Raw genomic sequence first — 24321 nt, forward strand, 5'->3', positions numbered from 1 at the left:
GGTCGTGCCACGGTCCGAACTTTATCAAAATACTGGACCAAATCTGTCCAGTATTTGCCCTAGCGTGATCTCCACAGACCGGTACCGACCGTACTGAGCAGGGAGAAGACATGGACTTCGTCTCCATCCGCATCATCACCGACGAGATCAACCGCCTGGTCGGCTTCTACGAGAAGATCACCGGCGTGCAGGCGGCCTGGGGCAACGAGGACTTCGCCGAGTTGCGCACCGCCCACGGCACGCTGGCGATCGGCAGCACCCGCACGGTCCCACTGTTCGCGCCAGGCTCCGCCCGCCCGGCCGACAACCACAGCGTCATCATCGAGTTCCTCGTGGAAGACGTGGACGCGCTCTACGAGAGACTGAAAAGCGTGGTGGAGGACTTCGTGAACGAGCCCACGACCATGCCCTGGGGTAACCGAGCCCTGCTCTTCCGCGACCCCGACGGCAACCTGGTCAACTTCTTCACTCCGGTGACCCCCGGGGCGATCGAGAGGTTCCGCCGTTGATCGGTCGGCGCGGCCTCGAGGCCGGCGGCTCCGACAAGGCATGGGGGACGTCGATGCCGAAGCTGGCGGCGTGAGCTGCCGATAGGGTCGGGCAGATGAGTGTCGAGACGGCTCCGCGCCGCCGCAGGTTGGAGCCGGACGCCCGGCGCGGGCAGATCCTGGCCTGCGCGGTCCGGCTGTTCGGCGAGCGGCCGTACGCGGACGTGTCGACCACCGACGTCGCCCGGGAGGCGGGTGTCGCCCGGGGCCTGGTCAACCACTACTTCGGCACCAAGAAGGACCTTTACCTGGAGGTCGTCCGGGTCATGGTGACTATCCCCGAGGTTGCCCTGGAACGACTGCCCAAGGGTGACCTGCGGACCCGGGTCGATGCCAGTGTCACCTGGTTCCTCGACGTGGTGTCCCGGCACAGCACCTCGTGGCTGGCGGCGGTCACCGCCAGGGGGATGGGCGGCGACGCCGACGTGGAACGGGTGCTCGCCGAGGCCGAGGAGGTCGCCGCCGACCGGATGCTCGTCGCCGTCGGGCTGGCCGAGGAGGCCGAGGACCACGAGGAGTTGCGGGGGATGGTCCGGGCGTACTGCGGGCTGGCGACGTCCACCGCCCGGGAGTGGCTCCAGCGCGGGGCGTTGACCCGGCCGCAGGTCCACCTGCTGCTCACCACCACCCTGCTGACCATCGTCGAACAGGTCGTCCCACAGGTCATCGCGGCCAGCGACCCGTCCTGACCGCAGCCGGCGAAGGCTTTTCAGCGACGCCAGAACTGGCGGGGCGCGAACCCCTCGCGGCGCAGCCAGTGCTCGGTGTAGACGATCCGCTCCGCCTCCACGACCACGAGGGTGTCCTCGGGCGGCTCGGACAGCGGTCGCCCCCGCTCGGCGTGCTCGTTCTCCCAGCGGAACGCCGACCGCGAAGCCGAGCGGGTAGTACCGCACCGGCGTGGCCAGCGGCCCGTCCGGACCCGTGGTGGCGAGCACGCACATGTTCTGCGACGACAGTAGGTTGTGAATGCGCTCTTCAAGTCGTTCACGGTCGAGCCGCTTCGCCGGCGTGGGTCCAGCCAGCCACGGATTCGTCAACGGCATGAAACCCTCGCGACCATGGCGAGCACCCTACCCACGTGGCCCCGCCGGGCGGCTACAGGATCGGCGGGGTGCGCTCGCATCGTTGGCGAGCCGCCAACAAGCTGTTACGGTCGGCCGCACCGCCGAGGGAGCCCGCCATGACCGACAGCGCAGCGACCGCCCGACGTCCCGGTCGGGTGCGGGTGGCGATCATCGGCTCCGGGTTCGGCGGGGTGGCGGTGGCCGCCGCGCTGCGCCGCACCGGCGACGCGGATGTGGTGCTGCTGGAGCGGGCCGACCGGATCGGCGGCGTCTGGCGCGACAACACCTACCCGGGCTGCGCCTGCGACATCCCGGCGCCGCTCTACTCGTACTCCTTCGCGCTGAACCCGGACTGGTCGCGGCGCTTCCCGCCGCACTCGGAGATCCTGGATTACCTGCACCGCTGCGTGACCGAGCTGGGGCTTACCGACAGCGTGCGGTTGCGTACCGAGGTCACCGACGCGTCGTGGGACGAGGCCGGCGCGTGCTGGCGGCTGCGTACCGCCGATGGCGCCGAACTGACGGCGGACGTCCTGGTCCCGGCGGTCGGGCAGCTCTCGCGGCCGGTGGTGCCGACGCTCCCGGGCGCGCAGCGGTTCGCCGGGCCGGCGATGCACACGGCCCGGTGGGACCCGACGGTACGACTGGACGGCGCCCGGGTGGCGGTGATCGGCACCGGCGCCAGCGCGGTGCAGTTGGTGCCGGCCATCGCGGGCCGGGCGGCCCGGGTCACCGTCTTTCAGCGCACTCCGCCCTGGACGCTGCCCAAGCCGGACCGCCGGCACGGGCGACTGGGCCGGGCGCTCTACCGGCGGGTGCCGGCGCTGATGCGGGTGCCCCGGGCGGCGTTCTGGTCGGTCACCGTGCTCACCGGGCTGGCGGTGACCGGCAACCGGGTCGCCGCGGCGGTGCTGCGGGGTGTGTCGCGGGCGCAGCGGTGGTGGCAGGTACGCGACCCGGAGCTGCGCGCCCGCGTCACGCCGGTCGAGCCGATGGGCTGCAAGCGGGTGTTGTTCACCAACGACTGGCTGCCCGCCCTCGGTCGGGATGACGTCGAGCTGGTCACCGAGGCGATCGTCGAGGTGACCGAGGACGGTATCCGCACCGCCGACGGCCGGGCCCACCCCTGCGACGTGCTGGTCTACGGCACCGGCTTCGCGGCCACCGACTTCCTGGTGCCGATCCGGGTCACCGGACGCGCCGGCCGTCAGCTCAGCGAGGAGTGGCGCGACGGCGCGTACGCGTACCTCGGGATGGCAGTGCCCGGGTTTCCCAACCTCTTCCTCATGTACGGCCCGAACACGAACACCGGCAACACGTCGGTGATCTACTTCCATGAGGCGCAGGCCCGGCACATCGCGCAGGCGGTGCGCCTGCTCGCCGCCGGTGGCGAACCTCTGGAGGTACGCCCCGAGGTGGCCGCCGACTACGACGCGGAGCTGCAACGCCGGCTCGCCGCAAGCGTGTGGACCGCCTGCCGGAGCTGGTACCGCACGGCCACCGGCCGGATCGTCACCAACTGGCCGGGGATGGCCGCCGAGTACCGCCGCCGTACCGCCCGGCTGGATCCGGCCGACTACGGCCGCGTGACGTGATCGATGCTCAGGCGGCGCGGCGGCCGGCCTGCGCTGTCGGGGCGGCGTAGCGGTCGGCGGCCTGCGCGGGGTACGCCCCGGAGTGCACCACCCGCAGTGGCCGTTCGGTCTCGTCCGCGCCGAACCTCCAGCGCGACGGCGTCGGCTGACGCTGTGGCGCGGGTCCGCCGGGGCGCAGCCCGGGCCGGGACAGCAGGGCGGTGATCAGGTAGCCGACCACCAGGAACCCGTGGCTGACCAGGCGTTCCCCCTCCACCGAGCCGGTGGCGAGGTCGTTGACCGAGAGCAGCAGGAGCGTGCCGACGAACGCGCTGAGCATCGGCAGGAGACCCGCCGGAGGGCTGCGGCGTACCGCCACGAAGAGGAAGCCGGCCCCGACCGCCACGTTCCAGGCGGCCGACTCGTGCCACAGGTGCTGGCCGGCGGCGTGCACGTGGTCCGCGCTCGCTCCCCGGCCCACCTGGGCCAGGCCGAGCACGAGCTGGACCGCGCCGAGCAGCCCGAGCGCCGCGCGCAGCCCGACGACCAACCCGGCGCGGCCGGGCAGGCGGGGTCGCCAGCGCGACCGGCCAGCCGGCGGCGTGTCACCGGCGTCGGCAACCGCGTCGCCAGCGGCGCTGCCACCGACGGCGGCCAGGATCGCGTCGGTCCGGTCGGGCACCTCGGTGACCAATCGGGTACGAACGCGGCGCGTCACCGCGACCGCCGCCGCGAACCAGGCCCGGCACTGGGCGCACTCGTCCAGGTGCCCCTGCGCCGCCGCCCCTTCGGCGGCGGTCTCCTCCCCGTCCAACTGCGCGGACAGGACCTCCCGCCACTGCTCACACCCCATGTGTGGGTAGTCGGTCCGCAGGCCGCTCCGGTTCCCGGCGACCGTCACGCGTTGTGGAATACTCGCCGGATCATGACGCGCTACGGCCTGCTGATCCTGCCCGCCACCAACCGGGTGTACGCCCGCTCCGCCATCGACCTCACCCGGGCCGAGCTGGAGATCTTCGGCCGGTCGGCGCTCGACGGCCGGATCGGCGAGCTGGACACGGAGGTCGTCGGCGGGGCGACCTACGTCACGTTCGCCGGTGACGGGCTGACCGAACGGGACCTGGCCGTCCTGGGCAACCTCTCCGCCGGGTACGCGCTGTTCGAGATCGTCGGCGACCTGCTGCGCCCGGTCGAGTGGAGCCGGCTGGACCGCTACGACGACGATCTGCTCACCATCCAGAAGTACCCCGGCAAGACCAACGAGCAGTTCACCAAGCTGCTGCTCAACGTCACCCTGCTCGCGTCGGACTGGGCCGGCGAGCTGACCAGCCGCCGGTTCCGGGTGCTCGACCCCCTCTGCGGTCGCGGCACCACCCTCAACCAGGCGCTGATGTACGGCTTCGACGCCGCCGGGATCGAGCGCGACCAGAAGGACGTCGAGGCGTACCGCGCGTTCGTCACGACCTGGCTGAAGCAGAAGCGGGTCAAGCACCGGGTGCTGGAGTCGGGGCCGGTGCGGCGGGAGCGCAAGGTGGTCGGCCGGCGGGTGCGCATCGAGTTGGCGCCGACCCGCGAGGAGCACAAGGCGGGCCGTACGCAGCTGCTCGACGTCGTCAACGCCGACACCACCCGCGCGGGGGAGTTCTTCCGACCGGAGACCGTCGACCTGGTGGTCGCCGACGCGCCGTACGGCGTGCAGCACGGCAGCCGTACCGCCGATCAGGGTCTGACGCGTGACCCGCTGGCGCTGCTCGCGGACGCCGCGCCGGTCTGGGCGCGGCTGCTGCGCCCCGGCGGGGCGCTGGGCATCTCCTGGAACACCCACGTCGCCAGCCGCGACGACGCGGCGGCGGCACTGGCCGACGCCGGCCTGACAGTTGTCGACGCGGAGCCCTACCGCGCGCTGCGGCACCGGGTGGACCAGTCGATCATGCGCGACGTGCTGGTGGCCCGCCGCCCGGCCTGACCGGCCGCCCATCCCCTTCGGGCCCTTTGCTCTGCTTCAACCGGCGCAACAGTGTCGGTGCCTCGCTGTCGCCTCCGTTGAAGCAGAGCAAAGGGTGGACAGCCACCCCTCGTCTCCCCGGCTGACGCGCCTCTGTGCCGCATTTCACCTGTTCATGGGCAGGTGTGAAAACCGCGTCAAGAAAAGGTTCGCCGCCGTCATGGTCGCGTTATGACCCCTGCCGTCCGGCGGGTGGTGGGGCTTTGATTGCCCGGCGCGACCGGAAGGCGGTCGCGACGAACCTTTCCGGTTAGAGGAGTCAGCGTGTCTGACGTGGTGTTCGTGGTCCTCACGGTGGCGCTGTTCGCAGTGCTCGCCCTGGTGGTCCGGGCGGTGGAGAAGCTGTGAACGCGGTCAACGCCGTCGGTCTGGTGCTCGCGATCGTCCTGGGCGCGTTCCTGGTGTTCGCCCTGCTGTTTCCGGAGCGCTTCTGATGACCATGACAACAGCGGGCGTCATCTTCGTGCTGACGCTGGTGGCGGCCCTGGTCGCCGTCTACAAGCCGTTCGGTGACTACATGTTCCGGGCGGTCTCCGGGACGAAGCAGTCGCGAATCGAGCGGGGGATCTACCGCCTGGTCGGGGTCAACCCTGCCGCCGAGCAGACCTGGGGCGTGTACGCCCGCAGCGTGCTCGCGTTCTCCGCGGTCTCGATCCTGTTCCTGTACCTGTTCCAGCGGGTGCAGAACCACCTGTGGCTGTCGCTGGGCTTCGACCCGGTGGTGCCGCACGGCGCGTGGAACACGGCCGTGTCGTTCGTGACCAACACCAACTGGCAGTCGTACTCGGGTGAGTCGACGATGGGCCACCTGGTGCAGATGGCCGGTCTCGCCGTGCAGAACTTCGTCTCGGCGGCGGTCGGCATCGCGGTGGCGGTCGCGCTGGTACGCGGCTTCGCCCGCAGTCGCACCGGGCAACTCGGCAACTTCTGGGTCGACCTGACGCGGATCGTGCTGCGCATCCTGGTGCCGATCGCGGTCCTCGGGGCCATCGTGTTGATGATCGGCGGGGTGGTGCAGAACCTCTCCGGCGGCACCGACGTGAGCACGCTGACCGGCGGCACCCAGACCATCACCGGCGGCCCGGTCGCGAGCCAGGAAGTGATCAAGGAGCTGGGCACCAACGGTGGCGGCTTCTACAACGTCAACAGCGCCCACCCGTTCGAGAACCCCACGACCTGGACGAACTGGTTGCAGATCTTCCTGATCCTGCTGATCCCGTTCAGCCTGCCCCGGGTGTTCGGCCGGATGGTCGGGCAGAACCGGCAGGGTTACGCCATCGCCGCGGTGATGGGCATCCTCGCGTTCCTCAGCGTCGCCATCACCAACATCTTCGAGCTGGCCGGCCACGGCACGGTCCCGCAGGCGGTCGGTGCGGCGATGGAGGGCAAGGAGGTGCGGTTCGACGTGTCGAACTCGGCCACCTTCGCCGCCGCCACCACGCTCACCTCGACCGGAGCGGTCAACTCGTTCCACGACTCGTTCACCTCGCTCGGCGGCATGATGACGATGGTCAACATGATGCTCGGCGAGGTCGCGCCCGGCGGCACCGGTTCCGGCCTCTACGGCCTGCTGATCCTCGCGGTGATCACGGTGTTCATCGCCGGCCTGATGGTCGGCCGCACCCCGGAGTACCTGGGCAAGAAGATCGGGTCGCGGGAGATCAAGTTCGCCTCGCTGTACTTCCTGATCACGCCGATCCTGGTGCTGGTCGGCACGGCGGCGGCGTTCGCCACCGGCAACAACTCGACGGCGCTCAACGTCGGCCCGCACGGCCTCTCCGAGGTGCTGTACGCGTTCACCTCGGCCAGCAACAACAACGGTTCCGCCTTCGCCGGCATCACGGTGAACACCACCTGGTGGGACACCGCGTTGGGGCTGTGCATGCTGCTGGGCCGGTTCCTGCCGCTCATCTTCGTGCTCGCGCTGGCCGGCTCGCTGGCCCGCCAGGCACCCACCCCCGCGTCCGAGGGCACCCTGCCGACCCATCGACCGCTGTTCATCGGCATGGTCGTCGGCGTCACGGTGGTCCTCGTCGCGCTGACCTTCCTGCCCGCGCTCGCGCTCGGCCCGCTGGCAGAAGGGCTCTGACCATCATGAGGAACGAGGACATGTCCGTCACGTCCGCCCCGACAGAGCAACTGCCAGGCACCCCGGCAACGCAGGGCAACCGGGTCGGCGGGGGCCTGCTCGACCCCCAGCAACTCATCCGGTCCCTGCCGGACGCCGTACGCAAGCTCAACCCGACCACCCTGTGGCGCAACCCGGTGATGCTGATCGTGGAGATCGGCGCGGCCTTCACCACCGTCCTGGCGGTGACCGACCCGTCGGTGTTCGCCTGGGCGATCACCATCTGGCTCTGGCTGACCGTGATCTTCGCCAACCTGGCCGAGGCGGTCGCCGAGGGCCGGGGCAAGGCCCAGGCCGCCGCGCTGCGACAGGCCAAGCAGGACACCATCGCCACCCGGCTGGTCGACTGGAAGCCGGGCGCGCGGGCCAACACCTACCGCGACGAGGCGGTGCCCGCGCCGCAGCTGCGCCAGGGCGACATCGTGCTGGTCGAGGCGGGCGGCATCATTCCCGGCGACGGCGACATCGTGGAGGGCATCGCGAGCGTCGACGAGTCGGCCATCACCGGCGAGTCGGCCCCGGTCATCCGGGAGTCCGGCGGGGACCGCAGCGCGGTCACCGGCGGCACGAAGGTGCTCTCCGACCGGATCATCGTGAAGATCACCCAGAAGCCGGGGGAGAGCTTCATCGACCGGATGATCGCCCTGGTCGAGGGCGCCAACCGGCAGAAGACGCCGAACGAGATCGCGCTGAACATCCTGCTCGCCGCGCTCACGATCATCTTCCTGCTGGCCGTGGTCACCCTTCAGCCGCTGGCGATCTTCTCCAAGGCGTACCAGGCGGCCGCGCCGGACAGCGGGGCGATCACCGGTTCCGGTGTCACCGGTGTCGTGCTGGTCTCGCTGCTGGTCTGCCTGATCCCCACCACCATCGGCGCGCTGCTGTCGGCCATCGGCATCGCCGGTATGGACCGGCTGGTGCAGCGCAACGTGCTGGCCATGAGCGGCCGGGCCGTCGAGGCGGCCGGCGACGTCAACACCCTGCTGCTGGACAAGACCGGCACCATCACGCTGGGCAACCGGCAGGCCGCCGAGTTCGTCCCGGTCGAGGGGGTCGACGCGGCGTGCCTGGCCGACGCCGCGCAACTGTCCAGCCTGGCCGACGAGACCCCGGAGGGGCGCTCGGTCGTCGTCCTGGCGAAGAACGAGTTCGGGCTGCGCGAGCGCCAGCCCGGCGTGATGCCGCACGCCACGTTCGTGCCGTTCACCGCGCAGACCCGGATGAGCGGCGTCGACCTGACCCCGGACGCCAGCGTCGACGGCGGCGCGTCGGGCACGGCCCGCCGGGTCCGCAAGGGCGCCGCCGCCGCGGTCATGAAGTGGGTACGGGAGAACGGCGGCCACCCGACCGAGCAGGTCGGCGAGATCGTGGACGGGATCAGCAGCACCGGCGGTACGCCGCTGGTCGTCGCCGAGCACGTCGACGGTGAGCCGGCCCGCGCCCTGGGCGTCATCCACCTCAAGGACGTCGTCAAGTCCGGCATGCGGGAGCGGTTCGACGAGATGCGCCGGATGGGCATCCGCACCGTGATGATCACCGGCGACAACCCGCGTACCGCGAAGGCGATCGCCGACGAGGCCGGGGTGGACGACTTCCTGGCCGAGGCGACGCCGGAGGACAAGCTCGCGCTGATCAAGCGGGAGCAGGAGGGTGGCCGGCTGGTCGCGATGACCGGTGACGGCACCAACGACGCGCCGGCGCTCGCGCAGGCCGACGTCGGGGTGGCCATGAACACCGGCACGTCGGCCGCCAAGGAGGCCGGCAACATGGTGGACCTCGACTCCGACCCGACCAAGCTGATCGAGATCGTGGAGATCGGCAAGCAGTTGCTGATCACGCGTGGGGCGCTGACCACGTTCAGCATCTCCAACGACATCGCGAAGTACTTCGCGATCATCCCGGCCATGTTCGCCGGCCTCTACCCGAGCCTGGACGCCCTGAACATCATGCGGCTGGCCAGCCCGGAGTCGGCGATCCTGTCCGCGGTCATCTTCAACGCCCTGGTGATCATCGCGCTGATCCCGCTCGCCCTGCGCGGCGTGCGGTACCGGCCGGCCGCCGCGTCGAAGCTGCTCAGCCGCAACCTGCTGGTGTACGGGCTGGGCGGCATCATCGTGCCGTTCATCGGGATCAAGCTCATCGACCTGCTCATCCAGTTCATTCCGGGGATTTCGTGATGCGCCTACCCACCTGGCTCGCCCAACACCTCGCCGCCCTGCGTGCCCTGCTCGTCTTCACGGTGCTGCTCGGGCTGGTCTACCCGCTGGCCCTGGTCGCGCTCGGTCAGCTGCCCGGCCTCAACCACAAGGCCGACGGCTCGCTGATCACCGTGGGCGGCAACACCGTCGGCAGCTCGCTGATCGGCCAGTCCTTCACCGACGCGGACGGCAACCCCGTCCCGCGCTACTTCCAGTCTCGCCCGTCGGCCGCCGGTGACGGCTACGACCCGACGTCCACCTCGGCCAGCAACCTCGGCCCGGAGAGCGTGGTCGACACCGTGGCCACCGACCCGGAGGAGTCCAGCGAGAGCCTGCTCACCCAGGTCTGCGGGCGCAGCAAGGCCGTCGGCGAGCTGAACGGCGTCGACGGCCGCCGCCCCTACTGCACCGACGACGGGGTGGGCGCGGTGCTCGCGGTGTTCCGTGCCGACGGTCTGACCGGCCCGGTCACCCGGGTGGTAAGCGTCAACCAGGCCGCCCCGGCCACGCCGTTCGTCGGCTCCTACGAGGGGGTCACTGTGCAGTTGGCCCAGCCCGGCGAGGACTACGTGGCCGCCGGTGGGGTGGTCACCCCGATCCGGGGCGACGCGCCGGCCGACCCGGCGGTGCCCGCCGACGCGGTCACCGCCAGCGCCAGCGGCCTCGACCCGCAGATCAGCCCGGCGTACGCCGAGTTGCAGGTGACCCGGGTCGCGCGGGAGCGCGGCGCTGACCCGGCGGCGGTCCGCAAGCTGGTCAAGGACCACACCGGCGGGCGTGGGCTGGGCTTCATGGGTGAGCCCGGCGTCAACGTGCTGGAGCTCAACCTCGCCCTCGACAGGCAGTTCACCGCACGCTGAGCACCCTCGCAGGCGGGGTCGTGCCGACCGGGCGCGGCCCCGCCCGCCGATCTGACCAGGGAGGATGGTCCCCGTGCCACGCGGAGAACTGCGCATCTATCTCGGGGCCGCCCCCGGCGTCGGCAAGACGTACGCCATGTTGGAGGAGGCCCAGCGGCGGGCCGCGCGCGGCACCGACGTGGTGATCGGTTTCGTGGAGACCCACGGCCGCCCGCACACCGCCGCGATGATCGGCGACCTGGAGCAGGTCCCCCGCCGCGCGATGACCTACCGGGGCGTCGAGTTCACCGAGATGGACGTGGACGCCGTGCTGGCCCGCCGGCCGGAGATCGCGGTGGTCGACGAGCTGGCGCACACCAACGTGCCCGGCTCCCGGCACGACAAGCGCTGGCAGGACGTCCAGGAGCTGCTGGACGCGGGGATCGACGTGCTGTCCACGGTCAACGTGCAGCACCTGGAATCCGTGAACGACGTCGTCGCGCAGATCACCGGCACCACCCAGCGGGAAACCGTGCCCGACGAGATCGTCCGCGCCGCCGAGCAGGTCGAGCTTGTCGACATGACCCCGGAGGCGCTGCGCCGGCGGATGGCGCACGGCAACATCTACCGACCCGACAAGATCGACGCCGCGCTGGGCAACTACTTCCGGGTCGGCAACCTCACCGCGCTGCGCGAGCTGGCGCTGCTCTGGCTGGCCGACAAGGTCGACGAGCAGCTCGACCGCTACCGCAGCCAGCAGGGCATCGCCGCCACCTGGGAGGCCCGCGAACGCGTCGTGGTGGCGCTGACCGGCGGCCCGGAGGGCGAGACGCTGATCCGCCGGGCGGCCCGGGTCGCGGCCCGCAGCAAGGGCGCCGACCTGCTCGCCGTGCACGTGGCCCGCAGCGACGGTCTGGCCGGCGCCGATCCCGCCCAGCTGGCCCGCCAGCGGGTGCTCGTCGAGAGCCTCGGCGGCACGTACCACCAGGTGCTCGGCACCGACGTGCCGGCCGCGCTGCTCGACTTCGCCCAGGGCGTGAACGCCACCCAGCTGGTGCTCGGGGCCAGCCGGCGGGGCCGCCTCGCGCAGATCTTCGCCCGGGGCGTCGGGCTGACCACCACCGCGCTCTCCGGCTCGATCGACGTGCACCTGGTCACCCACAAGCAGGCCGGCAAGGGCCGTCGGGCGGCGGCCGTGCCGGCGGCGCTGTCCCGCCGCCGCCGGCTGCTCGGCTTCGGCCTGGCCGTGCTCGGCATGCCGTTGCTCACCCTGCTGCTTGAGGCTCTGCCCGACCTGACGCTGACCAACGACATTCTGCTGTTCCTCGCCGGGGTCGTCGGGGTAGCGCTGGTCGGCGGGGTGTGGCCGGCGCTGATCGCCGCGCTCGGTGGGTCGCTGCTGCTCAACTGGTTCTTCACCCCGCCGTACCGCACACTGACCATCGCCGAGGCCGACAACCTGCTCGCCCTGGCCGTCTTCGTCGGTGTGGCGCTTGCCGTGAGCTGGATCGTCGACGTGGCCGCCCGGCGTACGCGGGAGGCCGCGCGGGCCGCCGCCGACGCGCAGACCCTCGCCGCCGTCGCCGGTGGCGTGCTGCGCGGCGAACGTCCCCTGCCCGCCCTGCTGGACCAGCTCCGGGAGACCTTCGGGCTGCGCGCGGTGAGCGTGCTGGAGCTGGCCGAGGAGGCGAGCGGCCGCCCCGACCGGTCCCGCGAGGAGCACGCCTGGTGCGTCGTCGCCAGCGTCGGCGACCAGCCCGCCTGCACGCCCGACGGCGGCGAGACGGCAGTACCCGTCGACGACCGGATCACCGTCGTGCTCAGCGGCCGGCGCCTGGAGGCCGCCGACCGGCGGATCGTCGAGGCGTTCGCCGCCCAGGCCGCCGTCGCGCTGCGCCAGGAACGGCTCGCCGAGGAGGCCGCCACCGCGCGGCCGCTCGCCGCCGCCGACCGGATGCGCACCGCGCTGCTCGCCGCGGTCAGCCACGACCTGCGTACGCCGCTGGCCTCGGCGAAGGCGGCCGTGACCAGCCTGCGCAGCCACGACATCGAGTTCGACGAGGCCGACCGCGAGGAGCTGCTGGAGACCGCGGAGGAGTCGCTGGACCGGCTCGCCCGGCTGGTCGGCAACCTGCTGGACATGAGCCGCCTGCAGGCCGGCGTGCTGGGCATCTCCGCCACCGCGATCGGCCTGGAGGACGCCGTACCCCTCGCGTTGGACGAACTTGGCCCGGCGGCCGCGACTGTCGCCACGGACATCCCGGCCGACCTGCCCGCGGCCACCGCCGACCCGGGCCTGCTGGAACGGGTGCTCGTCAACGTCATCGCCAACGCGCTGCGCTACAGCCCGCCCGACCAGCCGCCCACCGTCACCGCGAGCGCGCACGCCGGCCAGGTGGAGCTGCGGGTCATCGACCGGGGGCCGGGCATCCCGGAGGACCAGTGGGAGCACGTCTTCCTGCCGTTCCAACGCCTCGGCGACCGGGACAACCAGACCGGCGTCGGCCTCGGGCTCGCCCTGTCCCGGGGGCTGGCCGAGGCGATGGGTGGCAGCATCACCCCCGAGACCACGCCCGGCGGTGGGCTCACCATGGTGCTGCGGCTGCCCGCCGCCGCGCAGAGCAGCCCGGAGGAGCCGCAGGAATGACGCGCATCCTGGTCGTCGACGACGAACCGCAGATCCTGCGGGCCCTGCGGATCAACCTGCGTGCCCGCCGGTACGACGTGGACGTCGCCGCGACCGGGGCCGCCGCGTTGAAGGCCGCCGCGAGCCACCCGCCCGACCTCGTGGTCCTCGACCTCGGCCTGCCCGACATCGACGGCGTCGAGGTGATCCGCGGCCTGCGCGGCTGGACCGCCGTGCCGATCATCGTGCTCTCCGGCCGGGCCGGCAGCGAGGACAAGGTCGCCGCGCTCGACGCGGGCGCGGACGACTACGTCACCAAGCCGTTCGGGGTGGAGGAGCTGCTGGCCCGCATCCGCGCGGTGACCCGGCGGCTCGGCGCGCCCAGCGAGGCCGTGCCGGCGCTGCGGATCGGCCGGCACACCGTCGACCTGGCCGACCACCGCGTGTGGCGCGACGACGACACCGAGGTCAAACTCACCCCCACGCAGTGGAGCGTGCTGGAGAAGCTGCTGCGCCACCCCGGCAAACTGGTCAGCCAGCGCCAGCTCCTCCAGGACGTGTGGGGGCCGGAATACCAGAACGAGACCAACTACCTGCGGCAGTACCTGGCCCAGCTGCGACGCAAGCTGGAGGACGACCCCGCTCGGCCCCGCCACCTCATCACCGAGCCGGGGATGGGCTACCGCTACCGGCCGTGACCACCAGCGCTGTCGCGCCCTGTTCTGCCAAGGCTTTGCTTACCTAGGTGCGGCATTACTCGGAGACATCAGCACTGGCGAAGCTACGGAACTCAAGGGGCCGCGCCACCCCTCGATGCGCCTGAGCTGTCTGTACCGCGCTAGCGATGATTTTATGATCTCGGACACCACTGCAACGGTCTCGGAAGCCCGCCCCTTGTGTCCGCAATGCCTGGCCTGTATCCTTGCGATTTTCGCAAGATCTCATTAGGCTGTTGGCATGCCAGCCAGCCGTGAGACCCTTGCCACCCGCATTCGAGCTGGGATGCAGCGGGCCGGACTCAGTCAGCAGAAGCTTGCTGAGTCCGTCGGCCTAGATCCCTCGGCGTTATCACGCGCCCTCACATGTCAGCGCAACTTCAAGTCTTTGGAAGTGGCGCTAATAGCCGAAAAGCTGGGCGTTACCGTCCAGTCGCTGCTCGCGGAGGAAGAGGAGCAACGAGCTCCCGTGCTGCTGGCCGCGAGGGCGCAACCGGCAACGAGTCCGGCTCTCAAGTCGGCCCTCGAGCGCACGGACGAAATTCTTGAATTGGACCGCCTGTTATCGGATGTCGGCTTCCCGTCCGCTGTTGCGCTGCCCTCATTCGGCGACTTAGCTGGAAGTCCTCACCAGCAGGGCGAGGAACTTGCGATTAGAGTCCGCCGCGAAATGGGGTGCGACGACGACCATCTTCCGTATGACCTTGCAAAATTCGCTGATCTGCTTGAGCGAACGCTTGGAATTGATGTAGCCTTCGAGCCCTTGCCTGCTGGTCTTGACGGTCTAAGCGTCTCCACTGATGGGTTTTGCCTGGCTCTCGTGAGCAGTGGCATCTCTGGCACTCGCCAGCGATTTACATTGGCGCATGAGGTGGGTCACTTGATCGCTGGCGATTCGCAGGATCTGCGAATCGATGAAAGCGTGCTCGGAAGAAGGCTTCCTGATGAGGAGCGTGCCAATTCTTTCGCTGCTTCGTTCTTAATGCCTGCTCGGGCTCTTCGGGCGGAGGTTCCGCGGGCTCTAATAGATGAAGGTGCCGTGGCGGAGCTGCTCGGCACTTACGGGGTTAGCTTAGACGCCCTGGCATTTCGCCTGCACAACATCGGCATCGTTAACGCCGAGGGTCGTGACAGGATGAGGCGTATGTCTTCCGGGCGCATTGCCCTACGAAGTGGTCGAACTAGCGATCTTCAGGCGCGAGGGGACCGGAGGGCACCGGGAAATCTATTGTATCGGGCTATTCAAGGGTACGTGCAGGGCAAGATTAGTGTCCGGCCGCTAGCTAGTCTCCTCCGCGTCTCTCCCCATCAGTTGCTAGAAGAGCTCATGCCCCCTAGCAATGTCAGGCGGGCGGAGAGTTTAGATTCGATGGAGCCGGCCCTGTGAGCGTTCAGCTTGGCCGAGCCTGGTTCGATGCATGTTCATTATCAAACTTCGCTGCCGTTGACCGCCTCGACCTACTCGAGGAAAGGTACGGCTATCGGGCCAGTTGGACCGAAACCGTTAAATTCGAGATTCAGCGCGGCGTGTCGGGAAGCCCCTATCTGCAGCGCGTCCTAGATGCGAGCTGGCTCGGTGAACCTGTAGAAATTGGCGGGTCGGTCAGTTCCTTAAGGGAGATTGACAACATAAGGAGAGGTTTGGGTGGGCAGCCCGGCGAACCGATGCAACATCTCGGCGAAGCCGAGCTGATATACCAATTAGGCTATGCCGACGTTTCGGGGATTCTGATAACTGACGACCAGTTTGCATTCGACTTCGCAATCCGTCGCGGCATAACGGCAATCGACACCCGAAGGGTCTTGGAGGAGTGTCACTCGCAGGGTGAGATCGGGTGTCCGGCGGCATTTGAGTTGATTAAGCAAATGCGTTCGGCAGGGCGAGGCGTTCGAGTCCCTGAGAGCCACATGTCGGTGTGCCCAAGCTGATCGGTCCGGATCGGCCGGGGATACAGATTCGACACCGCGCGGGCCGGCACGATCGGCGCGGCCCGGTCGCCGCTGCTCGGGTCGAGCGGCGGCGCCACCAGCAGCGGGTCGACCTGGATCCGGTCGATGCCGAGCGGGCGCAGCATGCCGCGCAGTGCGGGTTCGCACAGCTCTTCCCATGGCTGATCCGCACCCATCGCGGCGACCAGCAGCTCCGGCCGGGTGAAGGCGATGCCCACCCGTTGCCCCTGCGGCGAACGGCCGGTCCGCACCGTCCGCACCAGCCGTCCCGGCAGGTCGTGCACCGGAACGGCGAAGATTATCGGGGCCTCGTCCATGGTCGGGTCGGTCCTTCACATGTGTCGTGGAAGCGGCGGTCACCGGCGGTGCCGCCACGGCATCGGTCATCGACTGAATCGTTCGAGGTCGCGGGCGAAGCGGCGGATCGTCGCGGCCCGCGCCCAGCTCGGGGCGGGCACCGCGACGACCGGCACGGCCGCACGCGTCACGCAGTACCGGGTGACGTGGCCACGGGACCGGCCGAACCGGGCTGCCGACGACCAGCAGATCGGACTCCCGGTGCGCGTGGTCGACAAGCACCTGCCCGGCGTACCCCTGGGTCGCCACCAGTCGCACGGTCACATCCCGGGGCATGCCACCGAGTGCCGCGTCGAAGACGCCGCGCAGGTAGACCAGCGCCGCCCGGTCGCACTCGTCCTGCCAGCGCCAGGTCAGGGTGCCGGGCCGCCACGTCGGCGCGAAGACCCACGCGCGGACGGCGTCCAGCTGCGCGCCGTCGCGGCGGCCAGCTGCGTCGCCCGGCGCAGCGCCTGCATCCCGGCGAACGAGCGGTCGACTCCCACCACGATCCGGTGGGCACCGGTGGGGCGGCTCATGCGGCGGACACCACCCAGGCCGGGGAGTCCGTCGCGGTACGCGGGTCGGCCGGCGTGGTCAGGTCGAGCGCGCGGAGGATGTAGTTGGCCTCGGCCACCTCCACTCCGGCACGCAGGCGCAGATCGGCCACGGCGCGGTGCAGCACGGTGATGCTGTCGGCGGAGAGGCGGACCACGGCGTCGACGTCGGCGGCGATCCACCACGCCGCGACGGCGCACGGCTCGTGCCGCAGGTACTCCACCAGGTGACTGCCGGGCGCCGACGGGCCGAGCCGGACGCTGACCAGCGCCTCGTGCCGCCGCTCCGGCTCGTCCCTTCTGTTCGCGGGCTCGCCGGATTCGCTGGCTGTGTCGGTGCCGGGTGGCAGGTCGCCGCGCTCCCAGCGTGTCATCCGCCAAGGACTCATGGACCCATCGTCACCACCGCGGGACGGCGGGGCTCCCGTCGATACGCCGTTTCGACGGGCCACAGCCATTTCTTGACGCCACGTTCACGCGGCTGCCGGCCGGGCACGCCGGCGCGGCGAGTAACGTGCCAGACGGACCAAGATCGGCGTACGAGGAGGCTCGGTGCAGACGACGACGGTGGACATCCCGACCGGCGATGGGATCGCGGACGCAAGCCTCACCCGCCCGGACGGGGACGGCCCGTTTCCGGCGGTGCTGCTGTTCATGGACGCCTTCGGGCCTCGGCCCCGCCTCGTGGAGATGGCGGAGCGGATCGCCGAACGCGGCTACCTGGTGCTGACGCCGCACCTGTTCTACCGGGCCGGCCGGGCGCCGCTGTTCGACCTGTCCCGACTCGGTGAGGCGGACCAGCGCGGCGCGCTCTTCGAGAAGATCATGCCGCTGGTCGGCGCGTTGACCCCCGACGTGATCAGCCGGGACAGCGCCGCGTACCTCGACTACCTGGCCGCCCGCGACGACGTCCGGCCGGGCCCGGTCGCCATCACCGGCTACTGCATGGGCGGCACCAACGCGCTCCGGGCCATCGAGGCGCACCCGGACCGGATCACCGCGATGGCGAGCTTCCACGGCGGGCGGATCGTCACCGACGCGCCGGACAGCCCACACCTGGGCGTCGGCTCGATCACCGGCGAGGTGTACTTCGGCCACGCCGACGCCGACCAGTCCATGACGCCCGAGCAGATCGCCACGCTGGAGAAGGCGCTCGACGCCGCCGGGGTGCGCTACCGCTCCGAGGTGTACGCGGGCGCGCACCACGGCTACACCATGGCCGACACCCCGGCGTACGACGAGCAGGCCACCGAGCGGCACTGGGCGGCCCTGTTCGACCTGCTGGACCGTACCCTGCCGGCGAGCTGACGCGGCCTACCCGCCGCCCGGGTGGGCATGCCTACCCGCGGCGCAGCAGCACCGGGCCGGCGTCGATGCGGGTGCGGAACAGCGCGTACGGCTTGCGTCGCAGGTCCTGGCCCCGCTGGTACCGCGGCTGCCGGTGCAGTTGGTTGGCGGTCACGTAGAGGTGCCCGTCGGCGGCCACCGACATGGTGTCCGGCCAGAGCAGCCGCGGGTCGTGCACCAGCGTCTCGTACTCGCCGTCCGGCAGTCGTCGCAGCACCGCGTTGTGCTCGTACGCGGTGAGGTAGAGCCGCCCCGCGTCGTCGCTCTCCAACCCGTCCGAGGCGGTGCCCTTGTCGCCCTCGTCGACCACGGTCGCGGCGACCGCCTCCTGGGTGGCCGACGGGTCGGCCAGCGCCTCGGTGGAGACGCTGTGCAGGCGTCGGGACGCCAGCGGGCAGTAGTAGAGCCGGGTGCCGTCGGCGGAGATGGCGATGCCGTCGGAGCCCATGCCCACCGGCTTCGGCGGCCCGTCGGCCGGCCGTTCCAGGAACGGCCGGCCCTCGACCACCGGACGGAACGACGTCAGTGGCTCCGCCTTGGTGGACGGGTGGTCGTGCAGCCGCCGCCAGGAGGCCCCGCTGGCCAGGTCCACCACGATGATCCCGTTCGGCCCGGCGAACGCGGAGTCGGTGATGTAGACGACCCCCGACTCGCCCCGCCGCAGGTCGAAACGGATGTCGTTGAGGTACGTCGTCGGCAGCGCCACGTCCGCCGGAAAGGTGATCACCTGGGCGACCGTGTCGGTGTCCAGGTCGACCCGGACCAGCTTCGGGCCGCCCGGCTTCGTGGGCTGGAACATCGGGCTGCCGGTGTCCAGCACCCAGAGCCGGTCGACCGGGTCCACCACGATGCTCTGCACCGACACGAACGCGCCCGCGTCGTCGTCGCCGGACGGGTCGTTCCACGCCTGGTCGGGGTAGGGCACCTCCCGACCGTCGCGCACCTCGACGACGGTGGCCGGCACCTCGTCACCCCACTTGGGGAAGTTGACGAAGATCCGGCCCCGGTGCGAGACGCTCACCCCGGTCGGCATCGGCCCGGTGAACGTGTGTACCAGCTCCAGCTCGCCGAGCGGCTCGTCGCCGACCGGCCCGTTCATGACGTCCACCCCACGGTGCTCATCGGCTCGCTCCCCACCGGTCGGCTGTCACCGCACTCGGGTGCGGTTGTTCCCGCCCGGGCGTCCGACATGCCTCCGATCAGCTCACTGGTGCGCCGACCCTCGCGGCGGGCAGACCGGGCACCGGGACGTCCACCGCGAGCAGCGCGCCGTCCTGCGGGCCCGCCGCGTCCAGCCCCACGCGGGCGGTGCCGATGAAGAGTCGCCGCAGGTCGGGGCCGCCCAGGCAGATGCCGGCCGGTTGCCTGGCCGGCAGCCGGATCTCCCGGTCGAGGGTGCCGTCGGGCCGGTAGCGGCGTACCGCGGAGCCGCCCCACAGCGCGATCCAGAGGTGGCCGGCCGCGTCGAGCGTCATGCCGTCCGGGCCGCCGTCGGCGGGGGACAGCCGCAGGAACGGCTCCCGCCCGTGCAGGGCACCGGTGGCGGGGTCGACGGTGAACCGGTCGATCTCGCCGCGGGGCGTGTCGGCCAGGTACATGGTGGTGCCGGTCGCGTCGAACGCCGGCCCGTTCGGGATGGTCAGCCCGGTCACCGCGGGGACCGGCTCGGCGCCCGGGGCGAGGCGGAACAACGTGCCGCCGCCAGGCACCATCGCGTACGTCATGCTGCCGGCCCAGAAACGGCCGTGCGGGTCGGCGACCGCGTCGTTCATCCGGGTCGGCTCGGGCGCGTCGTCGACCAGCTCGGCGAGCGGTCGGGGATCGCCGGTGGCGGGGAGCAGGGTGACGCCGGTCCCGGCGGCGGCTAGCCATTCGCCCGGTCGGTCGACTACCGGGGCGACCGCGCCGAGCGGCACGTCCAGGCGGCGCAGCTCCCGCAGCGGGGTCGGGGCGTCGCCGTCGGTCTCCAACAGTCGCCCGGCGAGCAGGTCGACCAGGACCAGCCGGTCGTCGACCCAGCGCAGGCCCTCACCCAACTCCAGCCGGTCGGTGCTCCAGACGGTCGGCTCGGTCAGCTCCATGGTGCTCCTTAAAAGGATCGTCAGCGGACCGTACCGCCGGGGCCGTGGTCGAGCAGCGCCAACTCAGCCCGGTCGGGCAGGCCCTCCCAGTCGCCCCGGGCGGCGACCGCTGGCGGCCACCGCCACGATTACAGTTCCGCCATGGACGACACCACTCGCGGCATACGGATCAGACGCGGTGGCCCGGCTGACGCAGCCGCCGTACTGACCATGCTCGACTCCGCGGTGACCTGGATGAACGCGCGGGGCAACACCGAGCAGTGGGGCACGACACCGTTCTCGGAGAAGCCCGGAGGGGTCGAGCTGGTCGATCGGTACCTGACCGAGAACCTTCCGTACATCGCGGAACTGGACGGAACGCCAGCCGGCGCCCTGGTGTTGGACTCCGGGCCTCATCCGCAGACACCGGTCAGTCCCGCGGAAGAGCCCGAGCGGTACGTCCGGCTCCTGGTCTCCGACCGACGATTCGCCGGTCGACACCTCGGTTCGGCCCTGCTGGCGCACGCCGTGCAGGAAACCCGGCGCGCCGGCGTGCGGTTGCTCCGGGTCGACTGCTGGGCGGGCGGCGGCGGCGAGTTGGTGGCCTTCTACGAACGCCACGGGTTCACCCGCACCGAGACCTTCCGCGCGGGAGCCTGGCCGGGGCAGGTGCTGGCCCAGCGGGTCGACTGACCGGCACGTCGCCGGCCCCCGACGCGCCCCCAGGTGTCGGTCGCCTGGCCGGGGGTGTCAGTCGCGGCGGATCAGCCCTGGCCCGGCGGTGATGTCGATGTCGCCGCTCTCGATGTCGTGCCCGGCTGCGCAGCGGAGCACCGCACGGACCGGTTCGCCGCAGTCGTGGTGGGTGGCGAGGATGCCAGGGCCGGCTTCGTCGGCGCTCCAGGTGTCGCCCCAGTTGCGCAGCGCGGTGATGACCGGCAGCAGTTCGTGACCCTTGCGGGTGAGGTGGTACTCGTGGCGGGTGCGCTGTCCCGGCTCCCGGTACGGGATCCGTTCGAGCAGCCCGGCGGCGACCATCTCCTTGAGGCGGGCCGCCATGGCGGGCTCGCCGATTCCGACCCGGCGGACGAAGTCGTCGAAACGGCGCGTGCCGAGCAGTGCCTCGCGCATGATCAGGATCGTCGAACGGCTGCCCACGATGTCCATCGCCCGTGCGACGGAGCAGTTCTCCATCGACCAGGATTCGCGGTTGTCCCGTAGGTCCTCCATGCCGCCCACTCTACCTGGCTTGCGCCGAAGCTAGCCAGGTGATTCACTGGGGCACTGCTGGCTTCTGCAAATGCAAGCCAGCGCCGCCCCCACCAGCACTGAGGCCGGAGCGCCGACTGCGCCGATCACCACTGAAATCAGCCGATCGCGGTCAACCCGTGGTCACGGCCGCGGTGACCTCGACCTCCAGCACCGCGCCGTCGAGAAAGAGCCGGCTCACCTCGACTGTGGTGCTGGCGGGCCTGGTCTGCCCGAAATGGCGGTTGCGGACGTCGGCATAGCCGGCCAGGTCGCCGAGGTCGGTCAGGAACGTCCGGACGTGCAGCACGTCGGCGAAGGTGGCGCCGTGCGCCGCGAGCAGCGCTCCGATCAACTCGAAGATCCGTTCTGACTGCGTTCGCACGTCGCCGGGTGCGACCACCGCGCCGGCGTCGTCCACACCAACCTGACCGGAGAGCATCAGCAACGCGCCCCCTGGCAGGTCGAGGCGGGCGACGTGCGCGAACCGGTCGCCGAACGGCGCGGCGACGGTCGTCGGATTGTCCAGGGTCAGGTTCACTTCTGCTCCTCCGGTGCGGCGCTGTCAGCGAGACGGGCGATGTCGCCCTCCGGATGGGGCGCGGCCGCCAACGCCGACGCGGCGGCGCGCAGCAGGGGCGCCGGCGCGTCGCCGAGCACGTCGAGGGCGAGCCGGGCGTCCTTGGCGGCCAGGGCGGCGGCGAACGCGGCGTCCGTGGCGGGCGCCCGGGCGACCGCGCCGCCGAGCGGCCCGGTGCCAAGTGCATCAATCGCGGTACGTCGGTCGACGCCGACGGCGTCCGCGACGGCGAGGGCGTCCGCGACCGCGGTGACCGCGGTGATCAGCGCGGTGTTGAGCACCAGCTTCAACGCGGCGCCCCGACCGGAGTCGCCGCAGCGGCGGACCGTACCCAGCGTCTCCAGCAGCGGGGCGACCCGGTCGACGATCGTCTTCTCCCCGCCGGCCAACACCACGAGCTGGCCCGTCTCGGCAGCGCCGGCACTGCCGGCGACCGGGGCGTCGACCAGTGGTACTCCCGCCGGCAGCAGCGTGGCCAGTTCGGCCACGGCCCGGGGACCGATGGTGGACATCTCGATCACGGGGGTGCCCGGCCGCAGCGCCAGTGCCGCACCCGAGTCGACCAACGTGTGCCGAACGGCGACCGCGTCGGTGAGCATGGTGATCACCACGTCGGCGTCGCGGACCGCCTCGGCTGGGCTGCCGGCGACTCGCGCTCCGGCGTCGACGAGCGGCACCGTGCGTTCGGACGTGCGATTCCAGACGGTGAGCCGATGCCCGGTGGCCAGCAGTCGACGGCCGATCGCGGTGCCCATCGTGCCCGTACCCAACAGAGCGATCTCGAACATGTCGGCAAGGCTAGGGGACGGGAAGCCATGCCACCAACGACTCTTATGCATCGCTGCCATGCTGCGGGAGCATGTCACGATGCAGCTGAACGCGCTCCAGGTCTTTCGTGCCGTCGCCGAGCACGGCTCCATCACGGCTGCGGCCCGCAGCCTGCGCTACACCCAGTCGGCGGTGTCCCGACAGATCGCCGCGCTGGAAGCCGAGACCGGGTCGCCGTTGCTGGACCGGCTGCCGCGCGGTGTCGCCCTGACCGAGCAGGGCCGTTGCCTGCTCGGCCACGCCGAGGCGGTGCTCGACCGGCTGGACACCGCCCGGCGGGACCTGGCGGCGCTGCGCGACCTGTCCGCCGGGCGGTTGCGGGTCGGCGCGTTCCCCACGGCGGTCGCCGCGCTTGTGCCACGTGCTCTGGCCAGCTTCAAGTCCGACCATCCCGAGGTGGCCCTGTCGCTTGTCGAAGGGCTCACACCGAAGCTGCTGGAGCGCCTGGTCGACGGTGAAGCCGACGTCGCCGTGGTGAGCGCCGCGTCGGACCAGCCGCTCGACCGCGACCAGTTCGACCTGCACCACCTCGTCGACGAGACGCTTCTGGTGGCCGTACCGCGGGCGCATCGGCTCGCCCACCGGCGGACCATCCGCCTGCGCGACCTGGCCGACGAGTCGTTCATCGCCGGCTCGGCGACCGCCGAGGAGACTCTGCTGCGAGCGACCCTGCCGGCGGGTTTTCGCCCGCGGATCGACATTGTCGCGGCCGAGTGGACCGGCAAGCTGGGCTGTGTCGCGGCCGGTCTCGGCGTCGCGCTGGTGCCGGCCCTGGCCGTACGCGCCGCTCCATCCGACCTGACCCTGCTCCGCCTGCACCCCGACGACGCCTCCGTCCGGCGGATCTTCGCCGCGACAGTCGCCGGGCGGAGCCGACCACCGGCGGTGCGGCGGTTCCTCACTCATCTGGACCGGGCGGCGGGGGCGGGCCTGAGCGAGGCGGGCGGGTGACGCGGACCGCCGCACGACGGTCCGCGTCCGGCGTCACCCGCCGATGGTGTCGAGTTCCGCGATCGCGTCGGCCGGCAGCGTCAGGTCGGCCGCGGCGAGGTTCTCCCGCAGGTGTGCCAGCGTCGACGTGCCCGGGATCAGCACGGTGGTGGGGGAGCGCTGCAGCAGCCAGGCCAGGGCGACCTGCTGTGGCGAGGCGCCCACCCGGGCGGCCACGTCGTTGAGGATGTCGGACTGCAACGGCGTGAACCCGCCGAGCGGGAAGAACGCCGCGAACGCGATGTTCTCCGCCGCGCACCGGTCCACCAGGGCGTCGTCCTGCCGGTTGGCGAGGTTGTAGAGGTTCTGCACCGTGACCACCGGGGCGATGGCCTGGGCCTCGGTGAGCTGGTCGAGCGTGACGTTGCTGAGCCCGAGGTGCCGGATCAGCCCCTCCTGCCGCAACTCGGCGAGGGCGCCGAACTGCTCGGACAGGGGATCGTCGCCGGTGCCCTCCGCCACGCCCACCCGCAGGTTGACCACGTCGAGGACGTCCAGACCGAGGTGTTGGAGGTTGTCCCGGACCTGGGCCTTCAGCTCGTCCGGCTCCAGCGCCGGGATCCAGGAACGGTCGGCGCCGCGTCGCGCGCCGACCTTGGTGACCAGGTGCAGATCCTCGGGGTACGGGTGCAGTGCCTCGCGGATCAGCTCGTTCATCACCACCGGGCCGTAGAAGTAGGTGTTCCTGGTAGTGACACAGCCAGTCACCGGACAGCCAGATCCG

At 71.0% G+C, this 24321-nt stretch carries 24 protein-coding genes and 1 pseudogene; 14 read left to right on the forward strand and 11 right to left on the reverse strand.

Annotation, left to right across the window (positions count from 1 at the left end; all coding sequences use genetic code 11):
* The first annotated feature begins 110 nt into the window (after window positions 1–110).
* Both ABZU46_RS07260 and ABZU46_RS07265 read left to right on the forward strand, forming a co-directional pair.
* Entirely contained in the window at window positions 111–509 is a 399-nt protein-coding gene (locus ABZU46_RS07260; protein ID WP_354855567.1) for a VOC family protein, read from the forward strand.
* Window positions 510–604: 95 nt separating this feature from the next.
* Window positions 605–1237, forward strand: coding sequence for a TetR/AcrR family transcriptional regulator (locus tag ABZU46_RS07265; RefSeq protein ID WP_354855568.1), 633 nt, complete (start codon window positions 605–607; stop codon window positions 1235–1237).
* 20 nt (window positions 1238–1257) lie between these two features.
* On the opposite strand, the pseudogene ABZU46_RS07270 reads toward ABZU46_RS07265, so the two are convergent.
* Window positions 1258–1594, reverse strand: a pseudogene (locus ABZU46_RS07270) (pyridoxamine 5'-phosphate oxidase family protein).
* Between the two features lie 137 nt (window positions 1595–1731).
* Here ABZU46_RS07270 and ABZU46_RS07275 point away from each other — a divergent pair.
* Window positions 1732–3210: an NAD(P)/FAD-dependent oxidoreductase gene (locus ABZU46_RS07275; protein ID WP_354855569.1), complete on the forward strand. Its 1479-nt coding sequence runs from the start codon at window positions 1732–1734 to the stop codon at window positions 3208–3210.
* A gap of 7 nt (window positions 3211–3217) precedes the next feature.
* Here the strand turns inward: ABZU46_RS07275 and ABZU46_RS07280 are convergent, their stop codons facing one another.
* The gene (locus tag ABZU46_RS07280) at window positions 3218–4042 is read right to left on the reverse strand and encodes a zf-HC2 domain-containing protein (RefSeq protein ID WP_354855610.1); all 825 of its coding nucleotides are present in this window, start codon (window positions 4040–4042) and stop codon (window positions 3218–3220) included.
* A 72-nt stretch (window positions 4043–4114) separates the two neighbouring features.
* Between ABZU46_RS07280 and ABZU46_RS07285 the strand changes: the two genes are divergently transcribed.
* From ABZU46_RS07285 to ABZU46_RS07320, 8 genes are all read left to right on the forward strand, one after another.
* The gene (locus ABZU46_RS07285) at window positions 4115–5155 is read left to right on the forward strand and encodes an SAM-dependent methyltransferase (RefSeq protein ID WP_354855570.1); all 1041 of its coding nucleotides are present in this window, start codon (window positions 4115–4117) and stop codon (window positions 5153–5155) included.
* Between the two features lie 383 nt (window positions 5156–5538).
* A complete protein-coding gene (gene kdpF, locus ABZU46_RS07290) occupies window positions 5539–5628 on the forward strand; it encodes a K(+)-transporting ATPase subunit F (protein ID WP_036390805.1) in 90 nt (29 codons plus the stop codon).
* The gene (gene kdpA / locus ABZU46_RS07295) at window positions 5628–7283 is read left to right on the forward strand and encodes a potassium-transporting ATPase subunit KdpA (RefSeq protein WP_354855571.1); all 1656 of its coding nucleotides are present in this window, start codon (window positions 5628–5630) and stop codon (window positions 7281–7283) included. The genes kdpF and kdpA overlap by 1 nt, the downstream gene beginning before the upstream one ends.
* 20 nt (window positions 7284–7303) lie before the next feature.
* On the forward strand, window positions 7304–9499 hold the full coding sequence (gene kdpB, locus ABZU46_RS07300) for a potassium-transporting ATPase subunit KdpB (RefSeq protein WP_354855572.1): 2196 nt from the start codon (window positions 7304–7306) through the stop codon (window positions 9497–9499).
* Entirely contained in the window at window positions 9499–10380 is an 882-nt protein-coding gene (locus tag ABZU46_RS07305; protein WP_354855573.1) for a potassium-transporting ATPase subunit C, read from the forward strand. The genes kdpB and ABZU46_RS07305 overlap by 1 nt, the downstream gene beginning before the upstream one ends.
* A gap of 73 nt (window positions 10381–10453) precedes the next feature.
* On the forward strand, window positions 10454–13006 hold the full coding sequence (locus ABZU46_RS07310) for a DUF4118 domain-containing protein (RefSeq protein WP_354855574.1): 2553 nt from the start codon (window positions 10454–10456) through the stop codon (window positions 13004–13006).
* Entirely contained in the window at window positions 13003–13683 is a 681-nt protein-coding gene (locus ABZU46_RS07315; RefSeq protein WP_354855575.1) for a response regulator, read from the forward strand. The genes ABZU46_RS07310 and ABZU46_RS07315 overlap by 4 nt, the downstream gene beginning before the upstream one ends.
* Before the next feature lie 259 nt (window positions 13684–13942).
* Complete coding sequence (locus ABZU46_RS07320; RefSeq protein ID WP_354855576.1) at window positions 13943–15088, forward strand: XRE family transcriptional regulator; 1146 nt, start codon at window positions 13943–13945, stop codon at window positions 15086–15088.
* Between the two features lie 427 nt (window positions 15089–15515).
* On the opposite strand, the gene ABZU46_RS07325 is transcribed toward ABZU46_RS07320, so the two are convergent.
* The 3 genes from ABZU46_RS07325 to ABZU46_RS07335 all read right to left on the reverse strand — a co-directional run bounded on the left by ABZU46_RS07325 (window position 15516) and on the right by ABZU46_RS07335 (window position 16933).
* Complete coding sequence (locus ABZU46_RS07325) at window positions 15516–15935, reverse strand: SAV_915 family protein (protein ID WP_354855577.1); 420 nt, start codon at window positions 15933–15935, stop codon at window positions 15516–15518.
* Window positions 15936–16361: 426 nt separating this feature from the next.
* Complete coding sequence (locus ABZU46_RS07330; protein ID WP_354855578.1) at window positions 16362–16526, reverse strand: hypothetical protein; 165 nt, start codon at window positions 16524–16526, stop codon at window positions 16362–16364.
* Window positions 16523–16933: a hypothetical protein gene (locus tag ABZU46_RS07335; RefSeq protein WP_354855579.1), complete on the reverse strand. Its 411-nt coding sequence runs from the start codon at window positions 16931–16933 to the stop codon at window positions 16523–16525. The genes ABZU46_RS07330 and ABZU46_RS07335 overlap by 4 nt, the downstream gene beginning before the upstream one ends.
* Before the next feature lie 163 nt (window positions 16934–17096).
* Between ABZU46_RS07335 and ABZU46_RS07340 the strand changes: the two genes are divergently transcribed.
* Entirely contained in the window at window positions 17097–17852 is a 756-nt protein-coding gene (locus ABZU46_RS07340) for a dienelactone hydrolase family protein (RefSeq protein WP_354855580.1), read from the forward strand.
* A gap of 31 nt (window positions 17853–17883) precedes the next feature.
* Here the strand turns inward: ABZU46_RS07340 and ABZU46_RS07345 are convergent, their stop codons facing one another.
* On the reverse strand, window positions 17884–18990 hold the full coding sequence (locus ABZU46_RS07345) for an L-dopachrome tautomerase-related protein (protein WP_354855581.1): 1107 nt from the start codon (window positions 18988–18990) through the stop codon (window positions 17884–17886).
* Window positions 18991–19090: 100 nt separating this feature from the next.
* Window positions 19091–19972: an SMP-30/gluconolactonase/LRE family protein gene (locus ABZU46_RS07350; protein WP_354855582.1), complete on the reverse strand. Its 882-nt coding sequence runs from the start codon at window positions 19970–19972 to the stop codon at window positions 19091–19093.
* A 141-nt stretch (window positions 19973–20113) separates the two neighbouring features.
* Between ABZU46_RS07350 and ABZU46_RS07355 the strand changes: the two genes are divergently transcribed.
* On the forward strand, window positions 20114–20644 hold the full coding sequence (locus ABZU46_RS07355; RefSeq protein WP_354855583.1) for a GNAT family N-acetyltransferase: 531 nt from the start codon (window positions 20114–20116) through the stop codon (window positions 20642–20644).
* Window positions 20645–20701: 57 nt separating this feature from the next.
* Here ABZU46_RS07355 and ABZU46_RS07360 read toward each other — a convergent pair whose 3' ends face one another.
* From ABZU46_RS07360 to ABZU46_RS07370, 3 genes are all read right to left on the reverse strand, one after another.
* Window positions 20702–21181, reverse strand: a complete 480-nt coding sequence (locus ABZU46_RS07360; RefSeq protein ID WP_354855584.1) for a helix-turn-helix domain-containing protein — start codon at window positions 21179–21181, stop codon at window positions 20702–20704.
* A gap of 151 nt (window positions 21182–21332) precedes the next feature.
* On the reverse strand, window positions 21333–21740 hold the full coding sequence (locus ABZU46_RS07365) for a RidA family protein (protein ID WP_354855585.1): 408 nt from the start codon (window positions 21738–21740) through the stop codon (window positions 21333–21335).
* A complete protein-coding gene (locus ABZU46_RS07370) occupies window positions 21737–22699 on the reverse strand; it encodes an NAD(P)-dependent oxidoreductase (RefSeq protein WP_354855586.1) in 963 nt (320 codons plus the stop codon). Before ABZU46_RS07370 ends, ABZU46_RS07365 begins: the two co-directional genes overlap by 4 nt.
* Between ABZU46_RS07370 and ABZU46_RS07375 the strand changes: the two genes are divergently transcribed.
* Window positions 22647–23558, forward strand: a complete 912-nt coding sequence (locus ABZU46_RS07375) for a LysR substrate-binding domain-containing protein (RefSeq protein WP_354855587.1) — start codon at window positions 22647–22649, stop codon at window positions 23556–23558. The two genes, ABZU46_RS07370 and ABZU46_RS07375, sit on opposite strands and share 53 nt — an antisense overlap.
* A gap of 33 nt (window positions 23559–23591) precedes the next feature.
* On the opposite strand, the gene ABZU46_RS07380 is transcribed toward ABZU46_RS07375, so the two are convergent.
* A complete protein-coding gene (locus ABZU46_RS07380; RefSeq protein WP_354855588.1) occupies window positions 23592–24305 on the reverse strand; it encodes an oxidoreductase in 714 nt (237 codons plus the stop codon).
* Window positions 24306–24321 lie beyond the last annotated feature (16 nt).

The sequence above is a fragment of the Micromonospora sp. NPDC005197 genome (assembly GCF_040608295.1).
Lineage (GTDB): Bacteria > Actinomycetota > Actinomycetes > Mycobacteriales > Micromonosporaceae > Micromonospora.

Excerpts from the sequence above, each read along its gene's own strand:
- ABZU46_RS07260 (WP_354855567.1), top strand. The coding sequence starts at position 111 with ATGGACTTCGTCTCCATCCGCATCATCACCGACGAGATCAACCGCCTG.
- ABZU46_RS07265 (WP_354855568.1), top strand. The coding sequence starts at position 605 with ATGAGTGTCGAGACGGCTCCGCGCCGCCGCAGGTTGGAGCCGGACGCC.
- ABZU46_RS07275 (WP_354855569.1), top strand. The coding sequence starts at position 1,732 with ATGACCGACAGCGCAGCGACCGCCCGACGTCCCGGTCGGGTGCGGGTG.
- ABZU46_RS07280 (WP_354855610.1), bottom strand. The coding sequence starts at position 4,042 with ATGGGGTGTGAGCAGTGGCGGGAGGTCCTGTCCGCGCAGTTGGACGGG.
- ABZU46_RS07285 (WP_354855570.1), top strand. The coding sequence starts at position 4,115 with ATGACGCGCTACGGCCTGCTGATCCTGCCCGCCACCAACCGGGTGTAC.
- kdpA (WP_354855571.1), top strand. The coding sequence starts at position 5,628 with ATGACCATGACAACAGCGGGCGTCATCTTCGTGCTGACGCTGGTGGCG.
- kdpB (WP_354855572.1), top strand. The coding sequence starts at position 7,304 with ATGTCCGTCACGTCCGCCCCGACAGAGCAACTGCCAGGCACCCCGGCA.
- ABZU46_RS07305 (WP_354855573.1), top strand. The coding sequence starts at position 9,499 with ATGCGCCTACCCACCTGGCTCGCCCAACACCTCGCCGCCCTGCGTGCC.
- ABZU46_RS07315 (WP_354855575.1), top strand. The coding sequence starts at position 13,003 with ATGACGCGCATCCTGGTCGTCGACGACGAACCGCAGATCCTGCGGGCC.
- ABZU46_RS07320 (WP_354855576.1), top strand. The coding sequence starts at position 13,943 with ATGCCAGCCAGCCGTGAGACCCTTGCCACCCGCATTCGAGCTGGGATG.
- ABZU46_RS07330 (WP_354855578.1), bottom strand. The coding sequence starts at position 16,526 with ATGAGCCGCCCCACCGGTGCCCACCGGATCGTGGTGGGAGTCGACCGC.
- ABZU46_RS07335 (WP_354855579.1), bottom strand. The coding sequence starts at position 16,933 with ATGAGTCCTTGGCGGATGACACGCTGGGAGCGCGGCGACCTGCCACCC.
- ABZU46_RS07345 (WP_354855581.1), bottom strand. The coding sequence starts at position 18,990 with ATGAACGGGCCGGTCGGCGACGAGCCGCTCGGCGAGCTGGAGCTGGTA.
- ABZU46_RS07350 (WP_354855582.1), bottom strand. The coding sequence starts at position 19,972 with ATGGAGCTGACCGAGCCGACCGTCTGGAGCACCGACCGGCTGGAGTTG.
- ABZU46_RS07355 (WP_354855583.1), top strand. The coding sequence starts at position 20,114 with ATGGACGACACCACTCGCGGCATACGGATCAGACGCGGTGGCCCGGCT.
- ABZU46_RS07360 (WP_354855584.1), bottom strand. The coding sequence starts at position 21,181 with ATGGAGGACCTACGGGACAACCGCGAATCCTGGTCGATGGAGAACTGC.
- ABZU46_RS07375 (WP_354855587.1), top strand. The coding sequence starts at position 22,647 with ATGCAGCTGAACGCGCTCCAGGTCTTTCGTGCCGTCGCCGAGCACGGC.
- ABZU46_RS07370 (WP_354855586.1), bottom strand. The coding sequence starts at position 22,699 with ATGGAGCCGTGCTCGGCGACGGCACGAAAGACCTGGAGCGCGTTCAGC.